The following is a 24,972-nucleotide window of genomic DNA, read 5'->3' as shown; positions in this document are numbered from 1 at the left end:
TTCACCACCAGCACAGAAAGAGAACCACCATGCGTCTCCCCGTCCGGCACATCAGCGGCCACCTCATCTGGACGACTGCCGCCAGCGTGTGGGCGGTGTGGCGCGTCGACACCGAGAACTACACGCACGCCTCCAAGTCGACCAAGCGCGAGCGCCTGGACGCCCTGGAGTCCCTCTTCAAGTCCCTGCGCGGCGAGGCGCTCCTGCTGAGCCTGTGCCCGAGCGTCGATGCCGCGTCGGTCGTCACCCGCATGACCGCCGGCGTCGACCTCGACCAGTCCCCCGAGTTCGTCGACCTGTCGCTGAAGGTCCTGGACCAGCTCCAGGACCTGGAGCTGACCGGCCGCGTCGACTTCCTCGCCCTCCCCCTGGCCCACCTCGACCTCAAGCAGGGCGCCCGTGCCGTCCTGTCCTCCCTGCAGGCCGAGGTGATGGGCACCCTGGGCCTGCCGGTCGCTCCGATATCGGTGGAGGAAGAGCGCCAGCGCCTGGAGCAGGCCACCCGCCTGGCCGCGGGCTGGCCCGCCGGCATCAAGATGCGCCCCGCCACCGAGGCGGAGATCCTGTGGATCTACGGGCACAGCGCCCGGCGCGGCCTGAGCGAGCCGCTGCTCCCGGAAGACGGCGCGCCGCGGGCCCTGCGCGGCCGCGGCCACACGGTGACCGCCCACACCCAGGTCATCCTCGACGAGGGCGGGCGCGGCACCCGGACCTCCAAGGGCCCGACCAACCCCTTCAAGCGCCGCTACCTGCGCGCCACGAGCGAGCACGGCGACTCCTACCAGGCATTTTGCGTGCTCTCCGAGATGCCGGAGGCCTTCCGCTTCCCCGGATCCGAATACCTGGCGGCACTGGACGAATTCAGCTTCCCCGTGGACTGGGCCGTGCGGCTGCACGTGGAGTCCGGAGCGAAGGCGGAGCCCAAGAGCCGGCGCCAGCAGCGCGAGCTCGCCCACCAGCGCGGCGAGTACGACGGCGAGACCTCCGGCGTGCCGGCCTCGCTCGACAAGGCATCCTTCGCCCTGGACGAGTACCGCGACCGGCTGACCGCCTCCGCGACCGAGGTCGAGATCCGCGCGACCGTCGCCACCTGCGTGTGGGGGACGAGCGCGGAGGAGGCGGACGAGAAGGCCCGGTCGCTGGCCAACCACTTCGGCGGCAACGACTACACCCTGGTGCGGCCCACCGGCGACCAGGTCGCGCTCTTCCACGGCATGCTCCCGGGCACCAAGACGCCCCGGCCGATGCTCGACTACACCCAGTACCTGCTGGCGCGCGACTTCGCGATGTCCATGCCGTTCTGCGGCGCCGGGCTCGGAGACGACTCCGGCAGCCTCTTCGGCCTCCAGCTCAACGGCGGCGGCGTACGGCCGGTGCTGCTGGACTTCTCCCACGGCCCGAGGGTCAACGCCTCCGCCTCCGCCGCGTTCGTCGGCGAGCTCGGCTCCGGCAAGTCGGTGGCCATGAAGTGCGCCATGTACTCCATCCTCGTCGCGGGCCACCGCACCGACCAGCGCAACTCCCGCGGCCGCGCCCTGGTCATCGACCGCACCCCGCAGCAGGAATGGTCGCGCTTCGCCAACGCGTGCCCGGGCACCACGCAGATCATCAACGTCGACGAGAACGCCGGCGTCTCCCTGGACCCCCTGCGCGTCTTCCGCGGCCCCCGCGCCGCCCGCTACACCGAGTCCTTCCTCACCCCGCTGCTCGGCATCGGCTCCATGAGCGTCGAGGGCATCACCCTCGCCGAGGCCATCGAAACCACCCGCCTCGGACCGCAGCCCAGCATGACCGCGCTGATCGACACCCTCGCCGACCGGGCCCGCACCCCCGATGCCGAGGAGCCCAACGACGCCGCCGTGCGCGCCGCCGCCTCCGAACTGGTCCGCCAGCTGCGCTCGCTGGCGAAGAAGGACCTCGGCCGCGTCATCTTCGACCCCACCCTGCCCGTCGTGCGGATCAGCGACGCCGACAGCATCGTCTTCGCCGTCGACCGCCTGGGCCTGCCCACCAAGGAAGAGCTCGCCGAGCACCGCCTGCCCTCGCTCGAGGTCGAAAAGCGCTTCGGCTGGCGCCTGATGTACCTGATGACCGCGCTGTGCCGCGAGATCGCCTTCGCCAACCCCAAGGAGTTCACCGGCGTCTTCCTCGACGAGTGCTGGTGGCTCACGGCCTCCGCTGAGGGCACCAGCCTGCTGCTGGAACTCATCAACGACGGCCGCAAGCACCACGCCGGGGCTTTCGCGGGCAGCCACGATCCCTACGACATCGGCCCGAAGAACGAGGCGGGCGACAAGATCCGGGGGCTGCTCTCCCACATCTTCGTCTTCCGCCACCGCAGCAAGGCCCTCGCCGCTCGCTGCCTGGAGTTCCTGGACCTGGACCCGTCGGACGACGAGATGCTCAAGGTCGTCACCGAGAACCTCAGCCCGCTCAACGTCAGCGAGACCGAACGCGCCCTGCGAGCCGGCGAGTGCCTCTACCGCGACCTGCGCAAGCGCATCGCGGGACTGAAGGTACTGATCCCCGCCGACGAGAACGCGGCCGCCAACATCTACACCACCCCCGGCAAGGACCAGGACGAGGACGACGAGCTCGCGGAGTTCACCGCCGTGTCGGACGGAGCCCTGGTATGAGCCGCGCACGACGACAGCCGGGCGGCCGGCCGAGACTGGGTCTGATCGCCGTCCTGCTGGGCCTGTTCACCCTGCTGCTGGCGCCGATGGCGTTCGCCGACCCCTCCCCCACGCCCACACCAGGCGCATCGGCCTCCCCCACCCCGGGGACCTCTTCCTCCCCCGCGCCGGAGACCTCGGCCACGCCCGCACCGGGCACGTCGGCTTCCCCGGCGCCGTCGGCCGACGACAAGGGCAAGTGGCCCGACGACCTGACGAAGAAGCTGGACGACCTGGCGGAGAAGCCGAAGGACGGCAGCGACGGCCTTCTGCAGCCCTTCAACGTCAAGGACAAGGACGGCGTACCGCTCTCCGCCTACTCCGTGAAGACGGACACCGGCGGCTGGAAGGACATCGACCTCAAGATCTGGAACATCATCGCGCAGCTGTTCTTCGGCGTGGCGAAGTGGGTCATCGGCTTCACCTGCTGGCTGATCCGGTGGGCGCTGAACTTCGGGCTCGCCGAGGTCCTGGTCGGACCGGTGGACAACATCGCCAACACCATCAAGCACCAGGTGATCGACCGGCTCGGGCTTCCGGGGCTCTTCCTGCTCTTCGCCGGCCTCTACTCCGGCTGGCTGATCCTCTTCCGTGAGCGCTCGCGGGGCTTCGCCGAGATCGGCGTCTCCCTGGTGGTCGCCGCGGTGACCACGACCGTGCTCGTCTCGCCCGCCCAGGTCCTGCTCGGCCAGCACGACCGGCCGCAGCCGCAGGGCTCGACCATGCTCCTGTCCGAACAGGGCCTGCTGGGCAAGGCCAAAGACCTCACGCTCGAGATCGCCAGCATCGTGCTGTCCGAGGACCCCGAGCACGCGAAGGGCAGCACCGACCCGAACAACGTTGCCAAGCCCATCACCGACGCCCTCGTCGACGCGTTCGTTGTCAAGCCCAACGAGCTCATGGTCTACGGGAGGACTTTCGACGGCGCCTGCGACAAGGCCTTCCGCGAGTTCAAGCTCGTCGAGTTCAACCTCGACCAAGCGGGGATGGACTACTGGAAGGCCACCATGTCGGACTCGATGTTCGACACGCACTACATCGAGACGATCACGAAGGCCGCTAACAAGTTCGAGGCGGCGTGCGGCAAGCAGAAGCCCCAAGCCAAGCGCGCATCCCCGGACCTGGCGTTCAGCTCCGTGTTCGTGGCCATCGCCACCGTCATCGTGGCCATCCTCATGCTCCTGGTCACCGGCGGGTTTCTCACCTCGCAGGGCTGGCTCGCCTTCGAAGCCATCCGCGGCCACTGGGCCCTGTGCGCCGGCATCCTGCCCGGCGGCGGCCGGGCCACGCTCTGGCGATGGGTCTCCGCAATCACCAAAGCGGTCCTCGGCATCATCCTGGCGATCTTGTTCCTGGCGATCTTCATCCTGATCGTCCTCGCCCTCATCGACGCGGACACCGGCGACGTCCTGGCCGTGAAGTTCATCGTCATCGACGTCACGGCCATCGCCGGCCTGGCCGGCCACAAGCGCATCAAGGCCACCGCGCAGAGCATCGCGGTCAACCTCAACCGCAAGCTCGCCAACGCCCGCATCGGCGGCGCCCGCCGGTCCGTCTTCACCAGCCCCGGCCGCTACGCCGAGACCGCTCCGGGACTCAAGCAGATGTGGGGCGAGGCCCGGGGTGAAGCACGGCGTCTCAGCCAGCCGGTGGGCAAGGGCCTGAAGACCGCCCGTAACGCCTGGGTCGGATCGCCACAGGCGAACCGCAAGGCCGGCCGCCTGCGGACGGCGGCGCGCCTCGCCACCAACGCGGCCGCGGCGGTCGGCACCGGCGGCGCGAGCGCGGCGGCGAAGGCGGCCGCCCAACAGGCGGCCAAGCAGACCCTCAAGAAGCGCCTGGCCACGGCCGCCGCCGACAAGATGGCCCAGACCCGGGGCGGCCGGGCCACCATGGCCACGGGCAAGGCAGCCGCCGGCGTCGCGAAGTACGGGGCGAAGGCGACCAAGTTCGCGTTCATGGCCACGGCCGGCGCGCCGGTGGGCATCCCGCGGGGCGTCGCCGCGACCAAGCGCGGCGCGGCCGCGGCCAAGACCCGGGCCGATCAGGTGCGCGGTCAGCTCACCGCCGTCAAGGCGCGCACGATCGACAAGAAGGTCCAGGAGGCCAAGGACTTCGGCGCCGAGTACAAGCGCAACGTCGTCACGGCCGGCAAGTTCGTGGCGAAGGCCGGAACCAAGGCCCAGGTGAATCTGGGCTTGGCGCCGATCCAGTCGAACCCCAAGACGTCGGCCCCGCCCGGGCCGCGGGTCGGCGCGATCGCGCCGAAGACCCCCGGCACCACCCCGCCGAAGCCCGTCACGTCCCCGGCGGCCGGGCCCACCACGGTGCCGACGATGCCCACCCCGCCCACCCCCGTGCCTCCCAAGCCGGCGGCCGCGCCCCGCACCGTGAGGCGCGCCACCCGTCCGGCCGGCCCGCCCAAATCGCGGCCGTAACTCCACGCGGCCGGGACCCGCAGGTCCCGGCCGCCCAGATCACTGCACCACGACCACCTGACGGGGGACCCTCATGCCCACATCCGAGGCCACGCGTGCCCGGCGCGGCACGATCGCGCTGTACATCGCCTCCGCGGTCCTGGCCGTGGTCGGCGTGGCCCTGCTGCTCGGCGGAACCGGCGGCGGGCATCGCTCCGCCACCGGCGCGGTGTCGGGAACGGCCGGGCCCTCCTCCGAGGGCGGCCGCGGGCCGGCCGCCCCGAAGACGACGGCCTCCGCCCCCGTCGCGGGGCCCTCCGTGTCCTCCGCCCCTGCGGCACCGAAGCCGCTTCCGGCGCCGATGCAGGAGGCGGCCCGCGCCTTCACCGTCGCCTGGGCCAGCCACGACGCCCGTCCCGGACACGACAGCTCCTACGACGAGGCATCCCGGCGCGCCGCAGCCTACGCAGCGGACCAGCTCGCCGACGACCTGCGCACCCGCACCAGCGGCACCTCCGGCCGGCAGCAGTGGCTGCGGTGGAAGAAGGGCCAGGTCCAGGTGACGGCTTCGGTCCAGCGGGTCGCGCTGCCGGACGGGGCACCCGCCCCGACCGGGGACTCCGGTTTCGCCCGTGTCCACTACCAGGTGACGGAACAGCCGGCCACCGGACCGTCCGTCACCTCGGAGCAGCACGTCGCGCTCAAGCTCCGCAGGGGCAGCGACGGCACCTGGCGCGTGGTGGGGCTGCCCAATGCCTGAGCAGAGCGAGTCGAAGACCCTCAAGCGCCTGGTGATCGCCGTCCTCGTCCCCTCCCTCTTCGGCTTCGGCCTCATCATGGCTGCGGTCCTGGCCCTCACCTCCGCCATCGGCGAGGACAACACGAGCAACGCCTTCGAGAACGCCGGCTTCGGAGGGGGCCTGTCGAACACGAAGGAGATCCCCGACTGGCTGCGGCCCATCATCATCGACGCGGTGGCCAAGCACGGCTGCCCCGAACTCACCCCTTCGCTGCTGGCCGCCCAGCTGTACACGGAATCAAACTTCGACCCCGACCCGCCCGATGGCGGAGCTGGCGCGCTCGGCATCGCCCAGTTCATCCCGAGCACGTGGGCGGTCGAAGGGATCGACGGAGACGGCGACGGCAAGAAGGACCCGCTGAACCCGAAGGACGCCGTCCCCTCGATGGCCTCCTACGACTGCAAGGTGGCCAAAGACGTCCGCAGTGTCCCGGGCGACCGCGTGGACAACATGCTCGCCGCGTACAACGCCGGCCCGTACGCCGTGGAGCACTTCGGCGGCATCCCTCCGTACAACGAGACCAGGGGCTACGTCCGCGACATCCGCAAGCTGGCGGAGAAGTGGGCGGCCCCCATGACGGGCAGGGGCTCCTCCGGCGGCCTCGGCAAGGTCGTCGCCGCCGCGAAGGAGGCCCTGGACACCCCTTACGTGTTCGGCGGCGAGTGCCAGCCTCCGTTCACCGGCACGAACGGGTGCGACTGCTCCAGCCTGGTCAAATACGCCTGGAGCAAGGTGGGCGTGAACCTGCCGCGCACCACGTACGAGCAGGTCAACATCGGCACGGTGGTGCCCTCGGTCAAGGACCTGCGGCCCGGCGACCTGATGTTCACCGACGGCAGCGCCTCTTCCCCCGAGCACGTGACCATGTACATCGGGGGCGGCGAGGTCATCGACGCCCCGCACACTGGCGCCACCGTCCGCATCCGGCCGATGTCCTTCTGGGAGTCGCGCATCCTCGTGATCAAGCGCCCCGACTACGCCGAACCGTCCAATAGCAGCAACTCGGGCAGCTGGGTCACCCCGGTCGCCGACCACTCGATCGGTACCGGCTACCACGTGCCGGGCTCCATGTGGTCCAGCGGCTACCACACCGGCGTCGACTTCCCCGTGTCCACCGGTACCACGATCCGCGCGGTCGGCCCCGGCACCGTGGTCACCGCCGGCTGGAACAACGCGTACGGAAACCAGGTGGTGATCCGGCACGAAGACGGGCGGTACTCCCAGTACGCACACATGTCCTTGCTGTCCGTCAGCGCCGGGCAACAGGTAGGCGGGGGCCAGCAGATCGGCGTCTCCGGCGCCACCGGCAACGTCTCCGGCCCGCACCTGCACTTCGAGATCCGCACCGGCCCCGAATACGGATCGGACATCGACCCACTGGGCTACCTCCGCGACCACGGGGTCAACATCTGACCCGAGCGTGCAGGCCTGACCGGGGTTCCTGTCCTCGGACGAAGTGGGCCGCCCCGAACTACCGGGTGCGGGGCGGCCTGTGGTCGGGTGTGGCTTTAGGAGGGGCGCGAGGTGCGGCAGGAGTGGCAGAAGGTGCACGGGTCCGCGTCCCGGGCCCCGGATTCCATGGCGGCTTCCCACAGCGCGTAACCCTCGGGGTCCGCCGCGCGCCACTCGGCCAGGCCATCGGCCAGGCGCCCGGCGGCCCGCTCGGTCTCCTCCCGGGTGAAGGCACGGGCGTACCGGCGCCCCTGGGGGTCGTAGTCCCAGCGCTCAGCGCCCGGCGTGGCGTCGTGGATGCGGTGCCGGAGGTTCATCGCGATCACCTGGGACATGCCGACGGTGGGGATACGCATAGGGTTGCTCCTGTCTCTGCTTTCGATGTGGGACAAGGGGGGCCGGTCCCTCTGGGGAGTTGGACACCGGCCCCCGTGTGCGGCCCCGGGGTGGCATCCCCGGGGCCGCACCGCGTGTCAGAAGTGGGCGTGCGCCGGGTACTTGAGGACGAATAGCGCCTTTTCCTGCCGGGTGGCGGTGCGGATCAACTTGGTGTACTGCGGGCCGCCCCACACCCGCCACTGGTCGCCGCCCAGGGCGGGGGACCAGGTGAGCGCGTACGTTTCGCCGGTGCTCACGGTGGCGATCCACCGGCCGCGCTGCGCGCGCCGGAAGGTGACGCCGGGGGTCTGCGGGATCACCGGTTCCGGCCCGAACCGGCGCTCTACGTACTCCAGGTAGCCCGTGGTCGGCTCTATGGCCAGGTGCGCCCGGTCGCTGTTGTGCTGCCAGTACGCGCCGCGCACCACCTGGAAACCGCGCTTACGGATCTCGGCCAGGGCCGCGCTGGTCAGTTCGTCGGACACCGGCGACGTGTGCCGGGTGCCGGGCAGCGACGTGACGTCCCCGGCGCTGTGGGTGCGGCCTTCCGCGTCCTGGAACCGCACACCGGCCGTGCCCGTGATCGGCGACACGTACAGCTCAACCCGTGCCGGACGCGAGGACAGCTCACCGCGCCGGGCACGCTCCAGACGGTCAGCCTCGGTCAGCTTCACGCCCGGCCAACCCTCGGCACCCTTGGCCGTGCTCCGGCACACTGCGCCCCGCTCGCCTTGACTGCTCATCTGCTGTGGTCCTTCCGGTAGGTGGGGGCCGTTCCCCGGTCGGGGTGGCCCAGTGCTCCCCGGCCCGACCTGATCGGGCCGCACACCGGCTGTGGCGGGAGCTGAGTGCCTAGAACGGGGGCAGCACAGGGCGTCGGCGCACACGTGGGGGAGCGGAGTTCGCGAGCCCCCACCCTGCACAATCAAGATACATCTAATAGTAGAGCTTTGCAATGTCCCTCGTGGCGCTGGATCCGTACAGCGGCGGGCCCCGGCCGCCTCCGGGAGGGGGCGGCCCAGCAGTGCGACTTCCCCCTTCGTTGAAGAAATTTCTGGCTGAGTGTCACACCGAGCCCCCTTTTCGCACCTGTAGCAGGCGAAGGATCCGTTTGCTCTTGGAGGTGCCGCCGTGTTCCCGACTTTCCCCCGCGCCGTACCGGCTGCCAGCCGGACGTCGCCCATGGCCCTGGGCGGTGGGCGATGACCACGACCGATTTCATCGACCGTGTGGTCGGCGTCGCGCAGGACCTGCCGGGTCATGCCGAACGGCTGGCCGGCTGGGCCCTGGGCAATGCGTGGTGGATCGCCTTGCTCGCCCTGGCCTCGGGTATCACCGTCGGCGTCGGCCGTCGGCTCCTTTCCCGGGGCCCGCTGGCCGACAGGGCAGCGCTGGAAGTGCTGCCGACCACCGGCTTCGACCCCAAGGCGGAAGACGTGGTGCGTTTCGCGCACCAGATCGTGCGCGCGCATAAGAGCGTCTCGCGCTGGCTGTTCGTCCCGTCCCGGGGCACCGCGCTCCGTGTCCGTTTCACCTGCTCCGGCGGCCCGCTGACCATGCAGGTGGAGGGCCCGGCTAAGGCCCTTTCGGTCCTGCGTCACCAGGGCTACGCCCAGTGCGAGATGCGGCCCGTGGAGGCCGGAGACCTTCTCTCGCGCGAACTTCCCAAAATCCAGCTCGGCTCCCGGCCCCACGCCAGCGCGCAGCCCGCCGCGGCCTGACGCACCGTAGAACGGAATCTCCATGACCACCGCATCCGACCCCGCTGCGCCGCGCGTCGACCTCGTCAAGCCCACAGCGGACACCCGCGAGAGCGCCGAGCCGGCGATGCACTACGCAAGGGCCGAGCTCGTTCTGGCCCTCCCCGATCACCTCTCCCTGCGAGAGGTGCCTCTCACCCCGGATCCGCTCGAGGCGCTGGCCAACGCCGTCGCCGACGTACGCGAGGACCTGGGCGAGCGGGCCGACGTCGTCCTGGACCTCGTCCCCGTCGCCCCCTCGCAGGTCAACAGCCGTCGCCGACGTCTTCTGGGACAGGCCCGCCGCAACCCCGCGGACGGGCCGGCCATCCCCGGTATGCCGCGGCACAACCGCTCCGGGTTCGACCTGTCCTCCGTGCTCTCTGAGATCGCCTCCGAGATGCAAGGCAACCAGGGGCGCAGCCAGCGGCCCCAGCATGCTGGGAGCCGGCGCGCGCACAGTATGGGCGACATGAAGGCCGCCATGGGGAAGTTCGCTCCGGGGGCCGAGCCGGTCTTCTCCCTGCAGATGCTCGTGCGTACGTGCGCCCGGGATGCCGGGCGGGCGCGGATGCTGCTAAACCAGGTCCTGGCCGCTCTGGAGCCGTGGAGCGGTGAGAACCATCTGCGGCCGGCCGGGCTTCACCTGGGGATCACCCGTCTTCGGGCCGACCACTGGCTGTACCGGCGGGGGTTCGACCGGCGTTTCGAGACCGGGGAGTTCGTGGCGCGCCGCAACAGCTGGGTCACCGCGCAGGAGATCGCCGGCCTTCTCAAGCCGCCGACGAAGAACAACGGCGCGGCCAACCTCAGCCGCTCGGGAGGTGTCGTTCCGCCGCCGCCGGCCGCGCTGCCGTCGTGGACGGGGCAGCGGAACCTGCTGCCCTTGGGGTGGGTGGCCAAGGCCGGCGGCGGGGAGCGTCTGGCCGGTCTGCCGTTGAAGTACTTGCTGTTCGCGCTATTCCTCGGCAAGGCCGGCTACGGAAAGACGGAGATGTCCCTGGTTCAGGCGATCGCCCTGGCCCACAACGGATACGGCGTGCTCTTCCTCGACCCCCACGGCGACGGCTGGACGCGCGCGCGGCCCTACCTGGCGCACCAGGAGCTGGCCGACCGGATATGGGAGATCGACCTGACGTCTCCGGAGCTGGAGAAGAAGGTCGCGTCCTGGAATCCGCTGTCGATGGAGCGCCGACGTGAGGCCGAGATCCCCGACATCGTCCAGTACATCGTCACGGGGTTCGCGTCCGCACTGAACTGGTCCGACTCCGCGGGCCGTGCCAAGACGATCCTGACGCGCGCGGTGGAGTCCCTGGTCTACCTGTCCTGGCACGTCTGCCGGGCCGGCAAGCCGGAGGTGGCGCCCACGATCTTCCAGATCCGCACCATCCTCACCGATGCCGTCTGGCGCACCAGCATGCTGCCCTACCTGCCCAGGGACGTGCGCAACTTCTGGAACCACACCTTCCCGGGATACTCCAAGGAGGCCATGCCAGTCGTCACGAACATCATCGAGCGGCTGTCCTCCTCCAACGCGATCAAGGCGTTCCTCGGGTCGAGCCGCTCGACGTACGACATCCGGCAGGCCATGGACAGCGGCAAGATCGTTTTCGTCTGTCCGGCCGGCACGGGTGACGTCGACCGCATCATCAGCTCCCTGCTCATCTACGACCTGTTCAGGGCTGGCCTGTCCCGGCGCGACACGGCTCCGGAGAAGCGCCGCCCCTTCTACTCCTTCATCGACGAGCTGACCAGCGTGGACGGTGCGTCGAAGGGCACGCTGGCCCAGATCACCGAGCAGCTGCGGAAGTTCAACGTCAAGCTGCTGGCGATGACGCAGATGGCGCAGCGGCTGAGCGCCACCACGCGGCAGGGTCTGCTGCAGAACCTGTCGATCCTGTCCACGACGGCGTCCGATGTCGACGAGGCCACCTTGGTGACCCGGCGCTGGGGCAAGAAGGTGTCGCCCGACACGATCACCCAGCTCAATCGCTACAACTACGTGATGTCGGTGACCCTCGACGGGGGCCAGACCGACCCCTTCCGTGTCCGCGGTGCCTCCGTGGAGGACCTCTACGCCGACTACTACCGGCCGGAGAACGAGGAGCGGCTGAGCGGGGAGATCGACAAGAACCTGCAGCGCCGTACGGTCCGCGACATCCTGTCCGACCTGCGCCAGCTGGACAGGAAGCTGTGGGAGGCCATCGTCAAACTCGACGTGCCGCCGGACGACGACGGCCCCTCAACCGACGGGCAGCCTCCCCAGAAGCCCGGCGGCGGGCCGGGCGGGAACGGCGGCGCGGCGCCGTCCGCCCCGAACGCGGCCAAGGCGCGCGTCCACGACAGCGAAGGCACCGTCATCAGCGGCGAGCAGCCCGCCCATGGCGACGACACTCCCGACAACGTCCGGCCGATCAACCCCAACCAGTCGAGGCTCGCATGACCCTTCATCTTGCCGAGGCCCCCGCTGCGCCGGGGCGCACCCGCAGCTTCCACACGATGGGGCGCCGCGTCCTGGAACTGCTGTATCAGCACCGGGTGCTGTCCACCCACCAGATGCACGTGCTGCTGACCGCGCCGGACAAGCGGCCCGCGCGGCCGGTCTACCTGCGCCGACAGCTCGGCGAGCTGTGCGAGGCGGGGCTGGTGAACCGGGTGCGGGCCCAGGGCGGCGGGGATGGGCCCGGGCGGATCCAGAGCCAGCCGTACTTGTGGTTCCTCACCGATTTCGGTGCCGAGTCTGTCGAGGAGGCCGGTGAACTGCCCACGCGTCCTTACCGGGTGACTCCGGATTCGGTGGCCGGTGCCCGGCAGGCTCACACGCTCGCGGTCAACGACGTCGGGGTCGCGTTCGTGGAGCACGCGCGTCGGCTCGGGCACGAGTGCGGCCCGCTGGACTGGACGCCGGAGGTGGCCAACCGGATCCGCGACGGGCAGCGCCGCTTCGAGGACGACCACGTCATCAGCGACTCCGTGCTGAACTACGTGCACATCGAGCGCGGGCAGCGCACGATGCTGACGTTCTTCGTCGAGGTCGACCGGGCCACGATGACCTCCGCGCGGCTGGCCGCGAAGCTCGCCGCCTACGGACGGCTGTACGAGTACGTCCCGCAGAGCCCGGACCGGGCGCGCCGCACCCCGGACACCACCCGTCCGGCCTGGATGTACAGCTACCCGGTATTCCCCCGGGTCCTGGTGGTCCTGGATGCGGCGCCGCCCCGGGAGGGCCAGGTGGACCGGCGGCCGCAGCGGCTGGCGGCGCGGACGGAGGACCTCTACACGCGCACGGCCGCGGATGTCCGGCTCCAGCGGCTCAAGGAACGCCTTTCGGTCGGCGTCACCACCTTGCAGCAGCTCCAGCAGCACGGCCCGTGCGCCCCGATCTTCACCCCGCTGCTGCGCGGTACGCCTGCCGCCCGGCCGGCACCCACCGATCTGTACCTCACCACGTAAGGAACGGCCGCCGGGCGCGGCCGTGTAAGGAAGCACAGCAATGACCAGCACTTCGCTTGAGGCCGTGCACGACGGCCAGAGCATGATCCGGCTCACCGAGATCCTGCACCGCAGCGTGAAGCTGCGGCAGCGGCGATTCGACATGCTGCCCCTGCGCGGCCCGGGCGCCCCGTTCACCGAGGCCCACGCCCGTAACCCGTCCGATTCCCTTCCGCCCTCCGAGATCGCGGACCTCATCTCCTCCATGTCCGTCGTCGGTCTCCTCGAGCCGGTCCTGGCCGAGGAGATCAACGTCAATGGCAAGGCGCCCACGATCCGCCTGGTCACCGGTGAGCGCCGGCTGCGGGCCATGCGCTGGGGAGCAGTGAACCGGCCGGACAACCCTCACTTCGCGGCCCTGCCCGCCGTGGTCTGCCCGGGCCCGCTCAGCGAAGAAGAGCGCCACATGTGGCGGTTCGTCGAGAACTTCGCGCGCGAGCCCCTCAAGCCCGGTGAGCAGGCCGCCGCCCTGCTGTACCAGCGGTGCGCCATCCTCGTCGGGAAGCTCCTCAAGGCCGGCAAGCCCGTGCCCCAGGAGGTCTACGCGATCCCCGACCCGGCGGAGCGCTTCCAGGCCCTGGAGAAGATCCGCGGCACCGACAGCTCGTGCGCCGCGCCCTGGAGCGAGGTCCTCGACCGGCTGGGGCTGCAGCTCAACGAGCGCAAGGCCGGAGAGCTGGTGCGGGCCTTTCGCGCGTTGCCCCGGGACCTCACCGAGGAGATGGACGAGGCGGCGATCCGGCTGAACACCCGGATTCGCTTCGCCGAGCTGCGCAACGGCCGTGCGGAGGCGGCCGAAGGGATCTGGGCGGCGCTCAAGACGTCCAAGCGGCTTCATCTCCTGCCGACCGCCGTCAACGTCGGCCTGGAGAAGCCCGGTCTCAACACGGATGAGATCATCACGGAGGCCGAGGACCGTCAGGACGCCGCGAACGCCGGGCGGCGCGCGAAGCTGTCCCGGGTCGCCGGCCCCGACGAACCGCAGGAGACCCCCGACGAGGACGACGGGGACGGCGCGCCTCCGGGCCCGGCCGCGGATGAGCTCGAAGGCGGGCCGGCGCCGTCGGCCGCCCCGCTGACCACCACCGCGCCAGAAGCCGAGCCCCGGCCCGACCCGGCTCCCGCGCCGGAGCCGCAGCGGCCCGCTGTGGCGCCGGACATCGTGCGCACCGCGCTGGACGGCGTGCGGAGCCTGCTGGCCGAGGTCAGAGCCGGGCGTGAGATCGCCCGCTACGACCGCGGATCGCTGCGCCTGGCCCTGGGCGAGCTGAGCACGCATCTCGAAGAGGAACCCGCCCAGGCCCGCGCCGGCCGGGGCACGACCCACGAAGGAACCCAAGCAGCATGACCCGCGTATCCCTGCCCACCCCGACCGTCGGTCTCCCGCTCCCCGGCCGCGGCTGCGACTGCAACGCCTGCGCCTTCTACGCCGGGCCCGACGGCAGCGGCGGCCCGGCCACCGTCGAGCCTTTGTGCTCCGGCACGAATTCGGACTGCCGGTTCTGCGGGTGCGCCGCGGCGGAGGCCGACGCCCCCGCGAACGCGTGCGTGACGCGCACATGCCCCATCCGGTGCGGCAGCCGCACCGACATCGCCCAGTGGATGGCGGATGTCGGCGGCACCCTGTCCTTCGACGACATCACCATCGACGGCAGCCTGCCCGAGGGACTGCCCGCCTTCATCCCCATGACCGACGGCTCCTCCGTCACCACGCTCGACGCCAGCTTGAACTGGCCGGCCTACGGGGTGGGCCTGCGGCGCGTGTTCTCGCCCACCACCCACACGCTCTACCCGCGCTTCACCGAGCAGACCGCGCGCCAGGCCCTGGACCTCAAACCGCACCAGAAGGCGGTCCTCGTCGGCTACGGCGAGGACCCGCTCGTCGAAGCGTTCTGGACGCGGCGTCAGCGGGACAACCTCGTCGAGCGGATCGCTCAGCAGCAGTGGGACCTGGTGCTGTCCTGCAACTACTCCATCTACGGTGACTGGCCGCGCACCGAGCACCTGCTGAACATGCGCCGCTGCCTGATGCTCGCTCAGGAGTTCGCCGAGGCCGGTGTGCCGGTAGTCCCGAACGTGTACTGGTTCCGGCTGGAGGACCTCGAGCGCTACCTGGCCTGGATCGAGGACGCCCCGCCCCCGGCGATCGCCGTCAACGTGCAGACGGTGCGGGACAACGGCACGTGGGACACCTGGGAGCGGCCCGGCCTGCACTGGCTGGCCGCGAACCTCCCCCAGGACATGCCCGTCATCCTCACCGGTCTCTCACGCACCAACCGGATCGCCGAGATGGTGCAGCTCTTCGGCTCCCGGCTGACCCTCGTCTCCCAGAACCCGCACCAGTACGCCCTGCACGGCGCGATCATGACCGCCAACGGGCGCGAGGACGTCCACGCCCGGCCCGCGGACGCCTTCGCTGCCACGGTTCAGTACATGGCCTCACTTCTCCCGCCCCGCTGAAACTTTTTCGCCCCAACTGTCACACCAGCTCTTCCTTTCACACCTGTAGCAGGTGAAACCCCTGATGGAAGGAGCCCCTGTGACCACCGAACCCGCCCAGCCCGCCGCCCCTGACACCGACGCGCCCGCGACGGCGCCCGCCTCCGCCACGTGGCAGCTGTGGATCCTGCTCATCTGGCACCCGGCCCTGGGCCTGCCCGTGGACCCCGTCGCCGTGCTGGGCCTCGACACCCGGCCCGACGCCCCCACTGGGCGCGTGGTGCGCTGGGTCCCGCTGGTCTACGACGCGGCCGACCCCTGGCGCGAGCGGCTGGGCGAGAGCACCACCCAGGAGGACATCGAGCGCTGGGCAGCGCAGTCGGGGGTCTGCGCCGTCGAGCCCGCAGAGGTTCCCGACGGCGCGCTCGATCTGGCCCACGCCGCCGACCTGGTCCTCGACGAGCTGCTCGCCGAGGTCATCCCCGCACTCCCGCCGAGGGGCGCTCTCTGATGGGCACGGGAAGCAAGTCCAGCCACGCCTCCTATGCCGTCGGCCCCACCGCCGCCTCGGAAGGACCGGAGGAGCCGGTGACCGAGGCGTCCGCGGAGCCCATGTCCGGCGAGGAGATCCAGGCCAAGGCCGACCTGCTGGTGGCCATGGACCTCCTGGGCGATATAGCCGACCCGCCGTTCGCCATTGACCCGCAGGACGCACTCCCCGACGACCCGGTGGAGCGCTACGACCTCTTCGTCGGCCAGGTGGAGGACGCGAAAGCCGCTATCGAGAAGCTGAAGGAGGCCGGCGCCTCCGAGGAGGAGATCGAGGCCCACATCAAGACCCTCAAGGCCCAGACCGTCGCTTACCTGAACTCTCTCGACGAAGAGGACCTACGCGCGATCGCCGAGGCCAAGGGGTTCGAGCACCCGGCACTGGTGGGCCTGTCCGGCAAAGGCCAGCACCCGCTGGTCCACTGGCTCGACCCGGCGTACGACAGCGACATTCCCTCGAAGCAGAAGATCCAGGCCGCAGCACTCGAGCGGTACAACGAGCTTCTCGCCGGCGGCACGGTCGGCGGAATGACGCTGGCCGACCTGCACCAGCTCGAAGGCACCGAGCCGCCCACCAGTAGTGGGTCATGGACTGCGACGGCGGAGGAGGCAAAAGAGGCTGCCGGGGCCCTCACCGGGGCCATCAGCACCTACCACCACGCCGCGAAGTACAAGGGAGGCGCGGAGCACGCCGAGGCGCTGCAGGCCATGCTGGCCGCAGAGCACAAGCTGGCGACGGCGGACTGCCCCGAGCTCGGCGAGGACTTCGACAAGGCGAAGGCGCACGCCAAACTCATGGTCGACCAGACACTCGCGCACCACCAGCTGTGGCCTACCGCCATCAAGCCCTTGGTCGCCGAGGCCGTGGCGTCCGGTGAGCTGACGGAGACCCAGGCGAATCACCTCACCCCGCGCCAGCTCGTCACGCTCATGCGGTCGACGACGCCGGAGAGCGAGGCGAATTCACTGACGGAACTCGCGGACAAACGGAAGCAGCAGTTGGCGGACCTCGACGCCGCCTACGCCACGCACTCCACCGTGGCGCCCGTAGACGGGGAGGCGCTGAAGCTGCCACCAGCGGGTTCCCCGGAGGCGCCCCAGGCGATCGCCGCCTGGGCGAAGAACGCCGGCGAGCTCAAGGACCTGCAGCACGACGCTCACGGCTGGTACCTCAAGAGTCAACAGTTCCTCGCCGACGATCCGTTCGCCGAGCACCCGGGTGCCGATGCGGCGAAGTACGTGAACCCTGACGGCCTTACCCACGACTTCAACGCGTGGGCCAAAGGACAGAAACTCGCCGACCTGCGTGCTGTCGCCGGCGAGATGGGGATGGACAACAACGCCACGGCCACACGTGCCCAGGTGCAGCAGTACATCGCAGCGAGCTTCAACCCGAAGTACGACCAACAGGCCATCAAGGACAAGGTCTCGGCTGCCGCGGCGAAGAAGGAAGCCGCCAAGGCGGCCAAGAACGCCGCCGCCGCGACACCGGCGGCGACCCCCGGCAGTGAGCTCGCCTCCGACGAGGCGGTCCAGGCCCTGGCGAGCAAGCTGAAGAGCAGCAGCGGCACCGTTGCGGCCTCCGAGCCCGCGAAGCCGACAGCCCTCGCCGCGCCGAAGACGGCGAAGGCGCCGAAACCCGCTAAACCCGGGTCGTTCAACGCGAACATCCAGGCGCTGATGGCCGAGGTGCAGCATGCGAAGGCGACCAGCCAGGATGTGCCGGCCCGCATCGACGCCAAGGAGCTCGCGGCCTGGGACTTCGGCCCGGGTACGACGGCGTCGAACCTCGGCGGGACGTATGCCAAAACCGTGCACGCGGCACCGGACGGTTCGCAGTGGCTGTTCAAGGCCGACCACAACCACGGCGGAGCCCTAGGGCACACCGAGGCCGCCGCGTCCCATGTCCTGTCGCTGGGCGGCGTGCCGTCGGTGCCGGTGTATCACCACAAAAAGGCCGACGGGACGGCCGGCTCCATTCAGCCGATGCTCAAGGGCGCCAAACCCTTCACCAGCCAGCCGGGCGAATGGACGCAGAGCCAGGTCGATGCGATCGTCCGTTCGCATGTCGGCTCCTGGGTCGTCGGTGAACACGACGGCCACCCGCACAACTGGCTCGAGACCCCGTCCGGCGGCCTGGTACAGGTCGACCGCGGCCAGGCCTACAAGCACTTCGGCAGCGACAAGCTGTCCGTCGACTACGCCCCCAGCGGAGGAGGCGGGTTCACCCCCGTCCATCAACGCCTCTACCAGGCCGCCCTTGGCGGGGAACTCGCCCCGGGCGTCAAGCTCAACCCGGCCGCCGCGCACCCGGTAATCAAGAAGTTCGAGTCCATCCCGGACGCACAGCTGCGCTCGATCCTGCACTCCACCGCCCATGAGGGGGCCAAAGCCGGCGTGGCGTGGGTGCCGCAGATGCGCAGCCGGGCCGCGAAAGCCCTGAAGATCCCGCAGTCCCAGGTGACGCACGAGCAGATCGCCAACGCATTCCTGGACCACGCAGTCGAAAGGAAGAACTCGTTGCGCCAGAACTTCGCCGACTTCTTCGTCAAGCAGCTGAAAATGCCGTCCGCCGTCTCTCTCAAGCACGGGGGTAACTGATGGGAACCGGTTCGAAGTCGAGTCACCAGAGCTACGCGGTCAGCCCCGCGACCCCCGCGGAAAGCCCCGCCGCTCCGGTGGACCTCGTCGGGGCGCCGGCCGGGGCGGGAGACGGTGATCTCGCGGGCACGGCCCCGGGTGGCGCGCAGGCGGAGATGCCGGAGGGCCAGCAGACGCTCCCTGAGCCCGGTTCCCCTGTGGAGCCGCCGGATTACGAAGCTATGGAGGCTGCCGTGGACGAATTCCTCAAGGAGTTCGGACCCGGTGAGGAGGAGCTCCAGGAGACCGAAGCTGGAGCAGCTTCCGGCGAGCTCCAGGAGGCCGTCGCCTTGGCCGAAGTGGGCGCGCTGGAGGACGAGCAGGCTGACCACGAGATTGCGGAAGCTGGCGGCGATGTGCTGCTCGTCGAGGAGACCGAGGACGAGGAGGAGACGGACCCGCCGCTGACCCCGGTCCCCGTGGCGCCCCCGGTCGGTGAGCCGACCGGCGCGCCGATTCTGGTGGGCGGGGTCGACTTCATCAACTCCGAGGCGTCGCTCGTGGCGTACGACTCGCCGGATGGACCGCGCGAGGTACTGCTCACGCACGTCTCCGAGGAGGCGGAGGGCAAGCTGCTCGACGCGCTGAGCATTCCCGGCACGCACATGGAGGAGGTCGAGGTCGAGGAGGAGGTCAAGGACCGTCTCAGCCTGGACAAGGAGAAGAAGCTGGCCGAGCTGACCAAGACCGCGGTCAGTTCCGTGCAGCACAAGCTGAAGAACGACCTCCCGGTCTCGGAGGCGTCGATCTCCAAGCACCAGAACGCCGTCGATGCCGTCTCCGCGGTGCTCAACGATCCCGGGACCAGCGCCGAGGAAAAGGCCATGGCCCAGCACTACATGGACCAGCTGAACCTGGTGAAGGACAAGATCGACAACGGCGGAGCACCGTTGCCATGGATGGATGCCTACGAGGTGACCACGACCAAGACGGTCACCAAGCAGATCTCCGTACCCAACGGCGATCCCGAGCCGGGGACCCTCGAGGCGACGGTGCGCAAGGCCAGCCGGATCAAGGCCACCCTGGACCCGGAAACAGGGCAGACATCCTGGGACGGCGTCACCCGCAGCGACGCCAAGGGTACCGAGTACGAAATCGACATGGGCGACGGCTGGAAGGCCGTCTACCGCCCGTACAAGGAGAACGACCCCACCAGCACGGAGTACTCGCTGCGCGGGCAGCTGGAAGTCCACGCACCACCCGGCGCGGGCCACGGCAAGGAGCTCGTGGAGCGGCTCGAGCAGCTGCACCTGATGAATAAGCCCATGACCGCGGCCGAGGGTGAGTGGACCTACCTGTCGAACAACATCCAGGCGCAGGGGCTGGGCAACGCCGCCGGCATGAAGGCCGCCATGGAGACGGCCCAGGGCCTTCAGGACCTCCAGGTCCAGGAGATCGTGCACCAGCGGATGGAGTCCCTCATGGGGCTCGACAGCGACGCCCTGCAGACCCAGATGAAACGCATCCACCTGGAAGCGGCCCAGAAGGTGCTGCCGATGAAGGTCGACGTGGTCCGGGACGCGGTCGCCAAAGCCTCCGGATTCGCCGACGGCGCCGCACTGGCGGCCAGCCCGGGCTACGACCCCACGCCCTCGACGACCGGGAAGTGGTTGACCTGGTCGCGCTTCGACGTGACCGGCAAGCAAGAAGAGATCAAAACCGCGTTCAAGGGACGGCGCTTGACCCACAGCATCGGCGGCGGCGGCCTCTCCAGCCTGCTGGGCACCGGCGTGCTCGCCTCCACGGAGAAGCGCGCCGTCATGGGCATCGGCAGCGGCCTCGGACAAAGCGAATTGGACGACAAGATGACGGGCGGCGCCAACAGCGTCTTCCTGCGGGTCCAGGACAGCGACGACTACCTGGGCGGAGGCACGCTGATCTGGGACGACCCCAGCGTGCTCATGCGCCGCAGCGACTACTACGGCTACAACGGCGACCACTACGGGGCGATCAACCCGAAGCACTACAAGTACAGCAAAGGCGCGATCACCCGGGACCCGATGAAGATCGCGAACTTCCACGCCGGCAGCAACGAGGTGATGTTCAGGAACGGCATCGACCTGCTCGGGGCCGAGGCACCCAGCCGGATCGTGTGCAAGTCCGCCAGCGAGCGGACGCAAATCCTCGCTTCGCTTTCGTCCCGGGGCATCACCGAGCTCGGCGGCAAACCGGTCGAGGATGTCCTGTGCCTGACGAGCGACTACAGCGACTACAGCTGATACGAGGAGATTCACGATGACAGCACAGCAATGGCGGCAGCGGTTCTCGGACCTCCTCGCCGGCAACCACAGCACCACGGGCGACCCAGTTGACGCCGGTGCGCGCCTGGTCGTTCTCGACCCTGACGGCAACGAAGCCTTCCGGGCCGCCCTCGCCCGTCACCACCGCTTCGTGGATGAGGACCAGGCCGTGTGGATCAGGCCGCTGGTCGGCGGCCAGGACACTTCGGACGGGTACGTGTTCAACCTCGGCGTGGCCCGTCGCCGCGCCCTGCAGTGGAAGGGCGCCCAGCTCGTCGACGGCGCTGTCGAGATAGACCTCGTCACCGGGCAGCGAGCCCGGGTCGAACCGGCCGAGGGCGCCGAATTGGAGGAGCTGGCCCGCTGGGACGACTTCACCGACCGGCTCACTCCGGAAGAGGACGCGGCGCTGCGACGCCTGGACGCGGACTCCTGGCAGGGGCGCTATGCCTGAGCACGGCCGACACCAAGGGTGCCGGCGACCGTCTTGGCATGATGGCCTCTCAGCACGACGCAGCACGAAACGCCGGCCGGGCCTCCGGTCGGCACGACACACCAGGGAGGTGATCAACGTGGCACGACGTCGCGGCGCACGCGGCTTCGACGGAACCGTCCTTCGGCACACCCGGGAACTTCGGCGCATGTCCCAGGAGGACCTGGGGCGGGCCACAGGGGTTTCACCCTCCCTGGTCTGTGCCTACGAGGAGGGCCGGCGAACTCCGGAGTGGGCAACGCTGGCCGCGTTCGCCACCGCCCTCTCGAGCACCATCGGCGAGCTGCGCCCCGGACAGCCCACCACGATGGAGGACCTGCGGTGCGGGGCCGGCCAGAACCAGGCCGCCGCAGCCGAAGCGGCAGGCCTGGGTCGCAGCGGATACGCCATGGTCGAGGGCGGCCGCACACGTTCCCTCAAGCCCGACGTCGCGCGGCGGCTCGCGGCCGCGTGGGGGGTCGGCGTGGACGAGGTTGTCCAGGCCCATGCGGCGGCCGTCGAGCTGGCGGGCCAAGCAGCACCGGTTCTGCAGGGCGCCGTACTCGAGGGCCTGGCCGGCCACTTCGGTGTAACGACCGAGGCTCTCCTCGAGCTCGCCCACCGCATTCAGGACCAGAAGGAAAGGGGGAACTCATGACCGTGCACCGGGGACACCCGCTGACCAACGCCCGGCACGCGGCGCTGCGCAGCCCGCTGCCCGACCACGAGCGCGACCTCCCGGTCGACATGACCTGGCTGCGCCGACGCGCCAAGATGTTCGCGCACGTCGCACAACGTCCCTTCCACCTGGTCGTCGACCTCCAGGCCTACACCTCGGCCACCGGGCTGCCCTTCTACCCGCACTACGCCGCCCAGGTCTTCCGGGGCCCCGAAGGGGCACGGTTGAGCAAGCCGTTGATGGCCATCAACCTGGACTTGGTCACGACGCGCGAGGAGGCCGACCGCGCCCTGGCGCACGAGAGCATGCACCTGGTCGTGCCGTCGTACGGCCACAAGGAGAAGGCCTTCGCCCGCGCCCAGCTCCTGCTGGACCAGGTGGGGCAGCTGGCCGCTGCCTAGCGCGCCCGCGCCCTTTGCCGGCCACTGACGCCCCGCGTCTTGCACCCCCCACCGGTCAAGACGCGGGGCTTCCCCAACCCTCAAGGCATTGCATTTCACGCTTCTTGCGTGTAATTTGGCATTGCAGGGCGGGTGATTCCCCGCCCTGATCCAGGACCGCTATACGCGGTCCTCGAATCCGGCACGGGCGTCACCAGCCAGCGAACTCCGCTCAAGCCCCGCACGCCCCATCCACCTCGGAGACATCATGCCGAGCACCACGATGAAACCGGCCCTCCACCACATCGAGTCCGCCGCTGTCCAGGCCGCCATGCGGCGGGCACGGACCGGCCAGGCCATGCCGCTGGGCCCGGACCCGGCAGTCCACCTCTCGGACGATGAACTCAGCGGGATGGCACAGGTCCTTCGCCACCGACTCCGCCTCGACACCCTCAGCCGCCCCGTCGTGATCCGTCGCGCCCCCGACAGCCTCCACCCGCTCCTCGCGGGCGGCCAGCACTACCGCGCCATCGCGCTGTCCATCCCCCTCGGCGGCCGGGCCCTCGGCTTCCTCGCGGCCTACAACGACCGCCGCCGCCTCATCTTCGACATCACCGCCCCCTGTCCGCACTGCCGCGAGAGCGTCCCCACCGAGGAAATCAACCGTCTGGAAGACCTGGGCGACTACCTCCTCCAGGCCCGCGACTTCCTCGGCGGCTCCCCCCGGTTCCGCTCCTCCCCCGCGCACACCGCCAACTGCCCCGCACGCGGCGACTGACGCACCGACCGCTCTCCCATTCCTCGGCGCCCCCGGCTCACACAGAGCCGGGGGCGCCCTGCATGAAACGGCACTTCACCATGACGACCTCTCCGCACGCCACCGACACCGCTGAAGAGTTCACGGAGCTCAAGGCGCGCATCACCTTCTCCGAGCTGGTCACCTACGAAGTGGAACGCAGCTTCGAGATACCCGTCGAGGTAGCCCACAGCCCCCGCGCCATCCGGCGCTACCTCGACAAGGAGCTGGGCCCCGACGAACTCGCCGACGACTGCACCAACGAGAACTTCGACAGCTGCGAGGACCGCACCATCGAGGAAATCCAGGTCCTCGAAACCACTGCTGACCACTGGCGCGCCGACGGCGTCACGCAAGTGGCCATCAACCGCTACATGCGGTCGGTCCGAGGACCGGTGACCGTCTGGCTCGCCCCCGGCCGCAAGCGGCCGACCGGCCGCTGCACGGTCTGCACCGGCCTCACCCTTCTGCGGCGCGGGGCACGTGCTGCCAGTCACCGCCCCGCCCCGGGTGCCGAACCGTGCCCGGGCACCGGCGGGCCGGTCGCGGACCGCAACGCCCCCTCCACGCCTCACGAAACCAGCGCCTGACCGCCGTGCGCCGATCCAGCGTCGGCGCACGCCCGAACCCGGGAGACACCCGCCATGCAATTCGCCGCCCACCCTTCGGAGCCGGAGTCCTACGGCCCCTTCGGCCTCGTCGTCACGGACCCCGACAGCACCACCTCGGTACCGCACATCTGGACCGACTGGCTGCTGTTCATGGTCCCCCTCTGCATCGCCGAGATGCGCGACCTGACGGAAGCGGAGTTCGACCGCGTCCGTGCCGAGAGCAGCGGCCTTATCGCCAGCCACGGCGACGACGCCCAGTTCGGCGGCCGCCACCAGGCCGGCGCCCGTACTGCCATCGCCAAGGGCCTTGCCGTACTCGCCCGGGCCGACGGCGGCGTGACCGCGCTCGGGATCCATGCATGCGTCCGCCCGCACGCCGGCTGTCCCGGCGGGGTCCAGGCCGCGCCCCGCGTTCTCCTTTCGAAGACGACTAAGTGACGGATATGAGCGACACCACCACCCCCGCAACGAAATCAAAGCCCCGGAAGTGGCTCCTGACGCAGAATTCCGAGCTGCGGAAGGAGGGCATTTTCAACTGGACGCTCCCCGCTTTTGCGGTCAAATTGCCGGACGGGAGTAACTTCAACGTCTGCCCTCAGGCGGGGGTTTGTGCCCCGCTTTGCTATGCAAGGTCTGGGGCCTATCGGTTCAAGAATGTGAGAGCCGCTCACATCAGGAATCTTCTCCTTTGCCGGGACTCCCCGGAGGAGTGGGAGGAGCGCATGACGGAGGAACTTTCCCACAAGCGCTATTCGGGAAAATGGATTCGGCTACACGATGCGGGAGACTTCTTTTCCGAATCCTACCTACTGGCCTGGATGCGCATCATGAAGAAAAGCCCGAAGAGCCGCTTCTATTGCTACACCAAGGAGATTAGCCTTTTTAAGCGGATTGTGGAGACCGGGGCGCCAGAGAATTTCCTGTGGTGCTACAGCCTCGGCGGCCGTGAGGACCATCTCATCGACATCGGGACGGAAAGGCATGCCGACGTCTTCCCCGATGCAGAAGCGGTAGCCGTCGCGGGATACACCGATCAGACCGACTCGGATCTTCTTTCGGTTCTCAGCGAGTCGCCGCTTGTCGGAATTCCGGCAAATCGCATTCCTCACCTCCTCGACTTTTCCGGCCATGGAGGCTGCGAAGGGCTTGTGACCTGCGCCTTGGCTAACGAGCATGTTCGCCATGTGAAGTGGGTGCCGCAGAGGATCGCTCA

General features: G+C 69.7%; 21 protein-coding genes. 19 read left to right on the top strand and 2 right to left on the bottom strand.

Going from position 1 to position 24,972, the window contains the following annotated elements; translation table 11 throughout:
• Positions 1-29: 29 nt before the first annotated feature.
• The 4 genes from ACFY1P_RS32810 (at position 30) to ACFY1P_RS32795 (ending at position 7,305) form a co-directional block, all read left to right on the top strand.
• Positions 30-2,636 carry an ATP-binding protein gene (locus ACFY1P_RS32810; RefSeq protein WP_390752689.1) on the top strand — a complete coding sequence of 869 codons (2,607 nt, stop codon included), beginning with the start codon at positions 30-32 and terminating at the stop codon, positions 2,634-2,636.
• Positions 2,633-5,113, top strand: coding sequence for a hypothetical protein (locus ACFY1P_RS32805; protein WP_390752688.1), 2,481 nt, complete (start codon positions 2,633-2,635; stop codon positions 5,111-5,113). The genes ACFY1P_RS32810 and ACFY1P_RS32805 overlap by 4 nt, the downstream gene beginning before the upstream one ends.
• Before the next feature lie 73 nt (positions 5,114-5,186).
• A complete protein-coding gene (locus tag ACFY1P_RS32800) occupies positions 5,187-5,852 on the top strand; it encodes a hypothetical protein (protein ID WP_390752687.1) in 666 nt (221 codons plus the stop codon).
• Positions 5,845-7,305: a peptidoglycan DD-metalloendopeptidase family protein gene (locus tag ACFY1P_RS32795; protein ID WP_390752686.1), complete on the top strand. Its 1,461-nt coding sequence runs from the start codon at positions 5,845-5,847 to the stop codon at positions 7,303-7,305. Before ACFY1P_RS32800 ends, ACFY1P_RS32795 begins: the two co-directional genes overlap by 8 nt.
• 95 nt (positions 7,306-7,400) lie before the next feature.
• On the opposite strand, the gene ACFY1P_RS32790 is transcribed toward ACFY1P_RS32795, so the two are convergent.
• A complete protein-coding gene (locus ACFY1P_RS32790; RefSeq protein ID WP_390752685.1) occupies positions 7,401-7,700 on the bottom strand; it encodes a hypothetical protein in 300 nt (99 codons plus the stop codon).
• Positions 7,701-7,817: 117 nt separating this feature from the next.
• Positions 7,818-8,465: a hypothetical protein gene (locus tag ACFY1P_RS32785; RefSeq protein WP_390752684.1), complete on the bottom strand. Its 648-nt coding sequence runs from the start codon at positions 8,463-8,465 to the stop codon at positions 7,818-7,820.
• 459 nt (positions 8,466-8,924) lie between these two features.
• On the opposite strand from ACFY1P_RS32785, the gene ACFY1P_RS32780 reads away from it, so the two are divergent.
• The 15 genes from ACFY1P_RS32780 to ACFY1P_RS32710 form a co-directional block, all read left to right on the top strand.
• Entirely contained in the window at positions 8,925-9,443 is a 519-nt protein-coding gene (locus tag ACFY1P_RS32780) for a hypothetical protein (RefSeq protein WP_390752683.1), read from the top strand.
• A gap of 22 nt (positions 9,444-9,465) precedes the next feature.
• Positions 9,466-11,904: a type IV secretory system conjugative DNA transfer family protein gene (locus ACFY1P_RS32775; RefSeq protein ID WP_390752682.1), complete on the top strand. Its 2,439-nt coding sequence runs from the start codon at positions 9,466-9,468 to the stop codon at positions 11,902-11,904.
• The gene (locus tag ACFY1P_RS32770; RefSeq protein ID WP_390752681.1) at positions 11,901-12,914 is read left to right on the top strand and encodes a replication-relaxation family protein; all 1,014 of its coding nucleotides are present in this window, start codon (positions 11,901-11,903) and stop codon (positions 12,912-12,914) included. The genes ACFY1P_RS32775 and ACFY1P_RS32770 overlap by 4 nt, the downstream gene beginning before the upstream one ends.
• 40 nt (positions 12,915-12,954) lie before the next feature.
• On the top strand, positions 12,955-14,301 hold the full coding sequence (locus ACFY1P_RS32765; RefSeq protein WP_390752680.1) for a ParB N-terminal domain-containing protein: 1,347 nt from the start codon (positions 12,955-12,957) through the stop codon (positions 14,299-14,301).
• Positions 14,298-15,413 (top strand): hypothetical protein, encoded by a 1,116-nt coding sequence (locus tag ACFY1P_RS32760; RefSeq protein WP_390752679.1) that lies wholly within the window; start codon positions 14,298-14,300, stop codon positions 15,411-15,413. Before ACFY1P_RS32765 ends, ACFY1P_RS32760 begins: the two co-directional genes overlap by 4 nt.
• 79 nt (positions 15,414-15,492) lie before the next feature.
• Positions 15,493-15,903 (top strand): hypothetical protein, encoded by a 411-nt coding sequence (locus ACFY1P_RS32755; protein WP_390752678.1) that lies wholly within the window; start codon positions 15,493-15,495, stop codon positions 15,901-15,903.
• A 77-nt stretch (positions 15,904-15,980) separates the two neighbouring features.
• Positions 15,981-18,542 (top strand): hypothetical protein, encoded by a 2,562-nt coding sequence (locus ACFY1P_RS32750; protein ID WP_390752677.1) that lies wholly within the window; start codon positions 15,981-15,983, stop codon positions 18,540-18,542.
• On the top strand, positions 18,542-20,800 hold the full coding sequence (locus ACFY1P_RS32745) for a hypothetical protein (protein ID WP_390752676.1): 2,259 nt from the start codon (positions 18,542-18,544) through the stop codon (positions 20,798-20,800). The genes ACFY1P_RS32750 and ACFY1P_RS32745 overlap by 1 nt, the downstream gene beginning before the upstream one ends.
• A gap of 16 nt (positions 20,801-20,816) precedes the next feature.
• Complete coding sequence (locus ACFY1P_RS32740; protein WP_390752675.1) at positions 20,817-21,275, top strand: hypothetical protein; 459 nt, start codon at positions 20,817-20,819, stop codon at positions 21,273-21,275.
• On the top strand, positions 21,268-21,951 hold the full coding sequence (locus ACFY1P_RS32735; protein ID WP_390752674.1) for a multiprotein-bridging factor 1 family protein: 684 nt from the start codon (positions 21,268-21,270) through the stop codon (positions 21,949-21,951). The genes ACFY1P_RS32740 and ACFY1P_RS32735 overlap by 8 nt, the downstream gene beginning before the upstream one ends.
• On the top strand, positions 21,948-22,373 hold the full coding sequence (locus tag ACFY1P_RS32730; protein ID WP_390752673.1) for a hypothetical protein: 426 nt from the start codon (positions 21,948-21,950) through the stop codon (positions 22,371-22,373). The genes ACFY1P_RS32735 and ACFY1P_RS32730 overlap by 4 nt, the downstream gene beginning before the upstream one ends.
• Before the next feature lie 247 nt (positions 22,374-22,620).
• Positions 22,621-23,130, top strand: a complete 510-nt coding sequence (locus ACFY1P_RS32725; RefSeq protein ID WP_390752672.1) for a hypothetical protein — start codon at positions 22,621-22,623, stop codon at positions 23,128-23,130.
• Between the two features lie 80 nt (positions 23,131-23,210).
• On the top strand, positions 23,211-23,738 hold the full coding sequence (locus tag ACFY1P_RS32720) for a hypothetical protein (protein WP_390752671.1): 528 nt from the start codon (positions 23,211-23,213) through the stop codon (positions 23,736-23,738).
• 54 nt (positions 23,739-23,792) lie between these two features.
• Positions 23,793-24,197, top strand: a complete 405-nt coding sequence (locus ACFY1P_RS32715; protein ID WP_390752670.1) for a hypothetical protein — start codon at positions 23,793-23,795, stop codon at positions 24,195-24,197.
• A gap of 5 nt (positions 24,198-24,202) precedes the next feature.
• Positions 24,203-24,972 (top strand): hypothetical protein (locus tag ACFY1P_RS32710; protein WP_390752669.1); only part of this gene is annotated, 770 nt, incomplete at its 3' end.

The organism is Streptomyces sp. NPDC001407 (assembly GCF_042895325.1).
In the GTDB taxonomy this organism is placed as follows: Bacteria; Actinomycetota; Actinomycetes; order Streptomycetales; family Streptomycetaceae; genus Streptomyces.
This window is presented reverse-complemented; position numbering and strand designations above follow the sequence as displayed.

What these genes read in the sequence shown, in the direction of transcription:
- ACFY1P_RS32810 (WP_390752689.1), top strand. Translation starts at nt 30, where the DNA reads ATGCGTCTCCCCGTCCGGCACATCAGCGGCCACCTCATCTGGACGACT.
- ACFY1P_RS32805 (WP_390752688.1), top strand. Translation starts at nt 2,633, where the DNA reads ATGAGCCGCGCACGACGACAGCCGGGCGGCCGGCCGAGACTGGGTCTG.
- ACFY1P_RS32800 (WP_390752687.1), top strand. Translation starts at nt 5,187, where the DNA reads ATGCCCACATCCGAGGCCACGCGTGCCCGGCGCGGCACGATCGCGCTG.
- ACFY1P_RS32795 (WP_390752686.1), top strand. Translation starts at nt 5,845, where the DNA reads ATGCCTGAGCAGAGCGAGTCGAAGACCCTCAAGCGCCTGGTGATCGCC.
- ACFY1P_RS32790 (WP_390752685.1), bottom strand. Translation starts at nt 7,700, where the DNA reads ATGCGTATCCCCACCGTCGGCATGTCCCAGGTGATCGCGATGAACCTC.
- ACFY1P_RS32785 (WP_390752684.1), bottom strand. Translation starts at nt 8,465, where the DNA reads ATGAGCAGTCAAGGCGAGCGGGGCGCAGTGTGCCGGAGCACGGCCAAG.
- ACFY1P_RS32780 (WP_390752683.1), top strand. Translation starts at nt 8,925, where the DNA reads ATGACCACGACCGATTTCATCGACCGTGTGGTCGGCGTCGCGCAGGAC.
- ACFY1P_RS32775 (WP_390752682.1), top strand. Translation starts at nt 9,466, where the DNA reads ATGACCACCGCATCCGACCCCGCTGCGCCGCGCGTCGACCTCGTCAAG.
- ACFY1P_RS32770 (WP_390752681.1), top strand. Translation starts at nt 11,901, where the DNA reads ATGACCCTTCATCTTGCCGAGGCCCCCGCTGCGCCGGGGCGCACCCGC.
- ACFY1P_RS32765 (WP_390752680.1), top strand. Translation starts at nt 12,955, where the DNA reads ATGACCAGCACTTCGCTTGAGGCCGTGCACGACGGCCAGAGCATGATC.
- ACFY1P_RS32760 (WP_390752679.1), top strand. Translation starts at nt 14,298, where the DNA reads ATGACCCGCGTATCCCTGCCCACCCCGACCGTCGGTCTCCCGCTCCCC.
- ACFY1P_RS32745 (WP_390752676.1), top strand. Translation starts at nt 18,542, where the DNA reads ATGGGAACCGGTTCGAAGTCGAGTCACCAGAGCTACGCGGTCAGCCCC.
- ACFY1P_RS32740 (WP_390752675.1), top strand. Translation starts at nt 20,817, where the DNA reads ATGACAGCACAGCAATGGCGGCAGCGGTTCTCGGACCTCCTCGCCGGC.
- ACFY1P_RS32735 (WP_390752674.1), top strand. Translation starts at nt 21,268, where the DNA reads ATGCCTGAGCACGGCCGACACCAAGGGTGCCGGCGACCGTCTTGGCAT.
- ACFY1P_RS32730 (WP_390752673.1), top strand. Translation starts at nt 21,948, where the DNA reads ATGACCGTGCACCGGGGACACCCGCTGACCAACGCCCGGCACGCGGCG.
- ACFY1P_RS32725 (WP_390752672.1), top strand. Translation starts at nt 22,621, where the DNA reads ATGCCGAGCACCACGATGAAACCGGCCCTCCACCACATCGAGTCCGCC.
- ACFY1P_RS32720 (WP_390752671.1), top strand. Translation starts at nt 23,211, where the DNA reads ATGACGACCTCTCCGCACGCCACCGACACCGCTGAAGAGTTCACGGAG.
- ACFY1P_RS32715 (WP_390752670.1), top strand. Translation starts at nt 23,793, where the DNA reads ATGCAATTCGCCGCCCACCCTTCGGAGCCGGAGTCCTACGGCCCCTTC.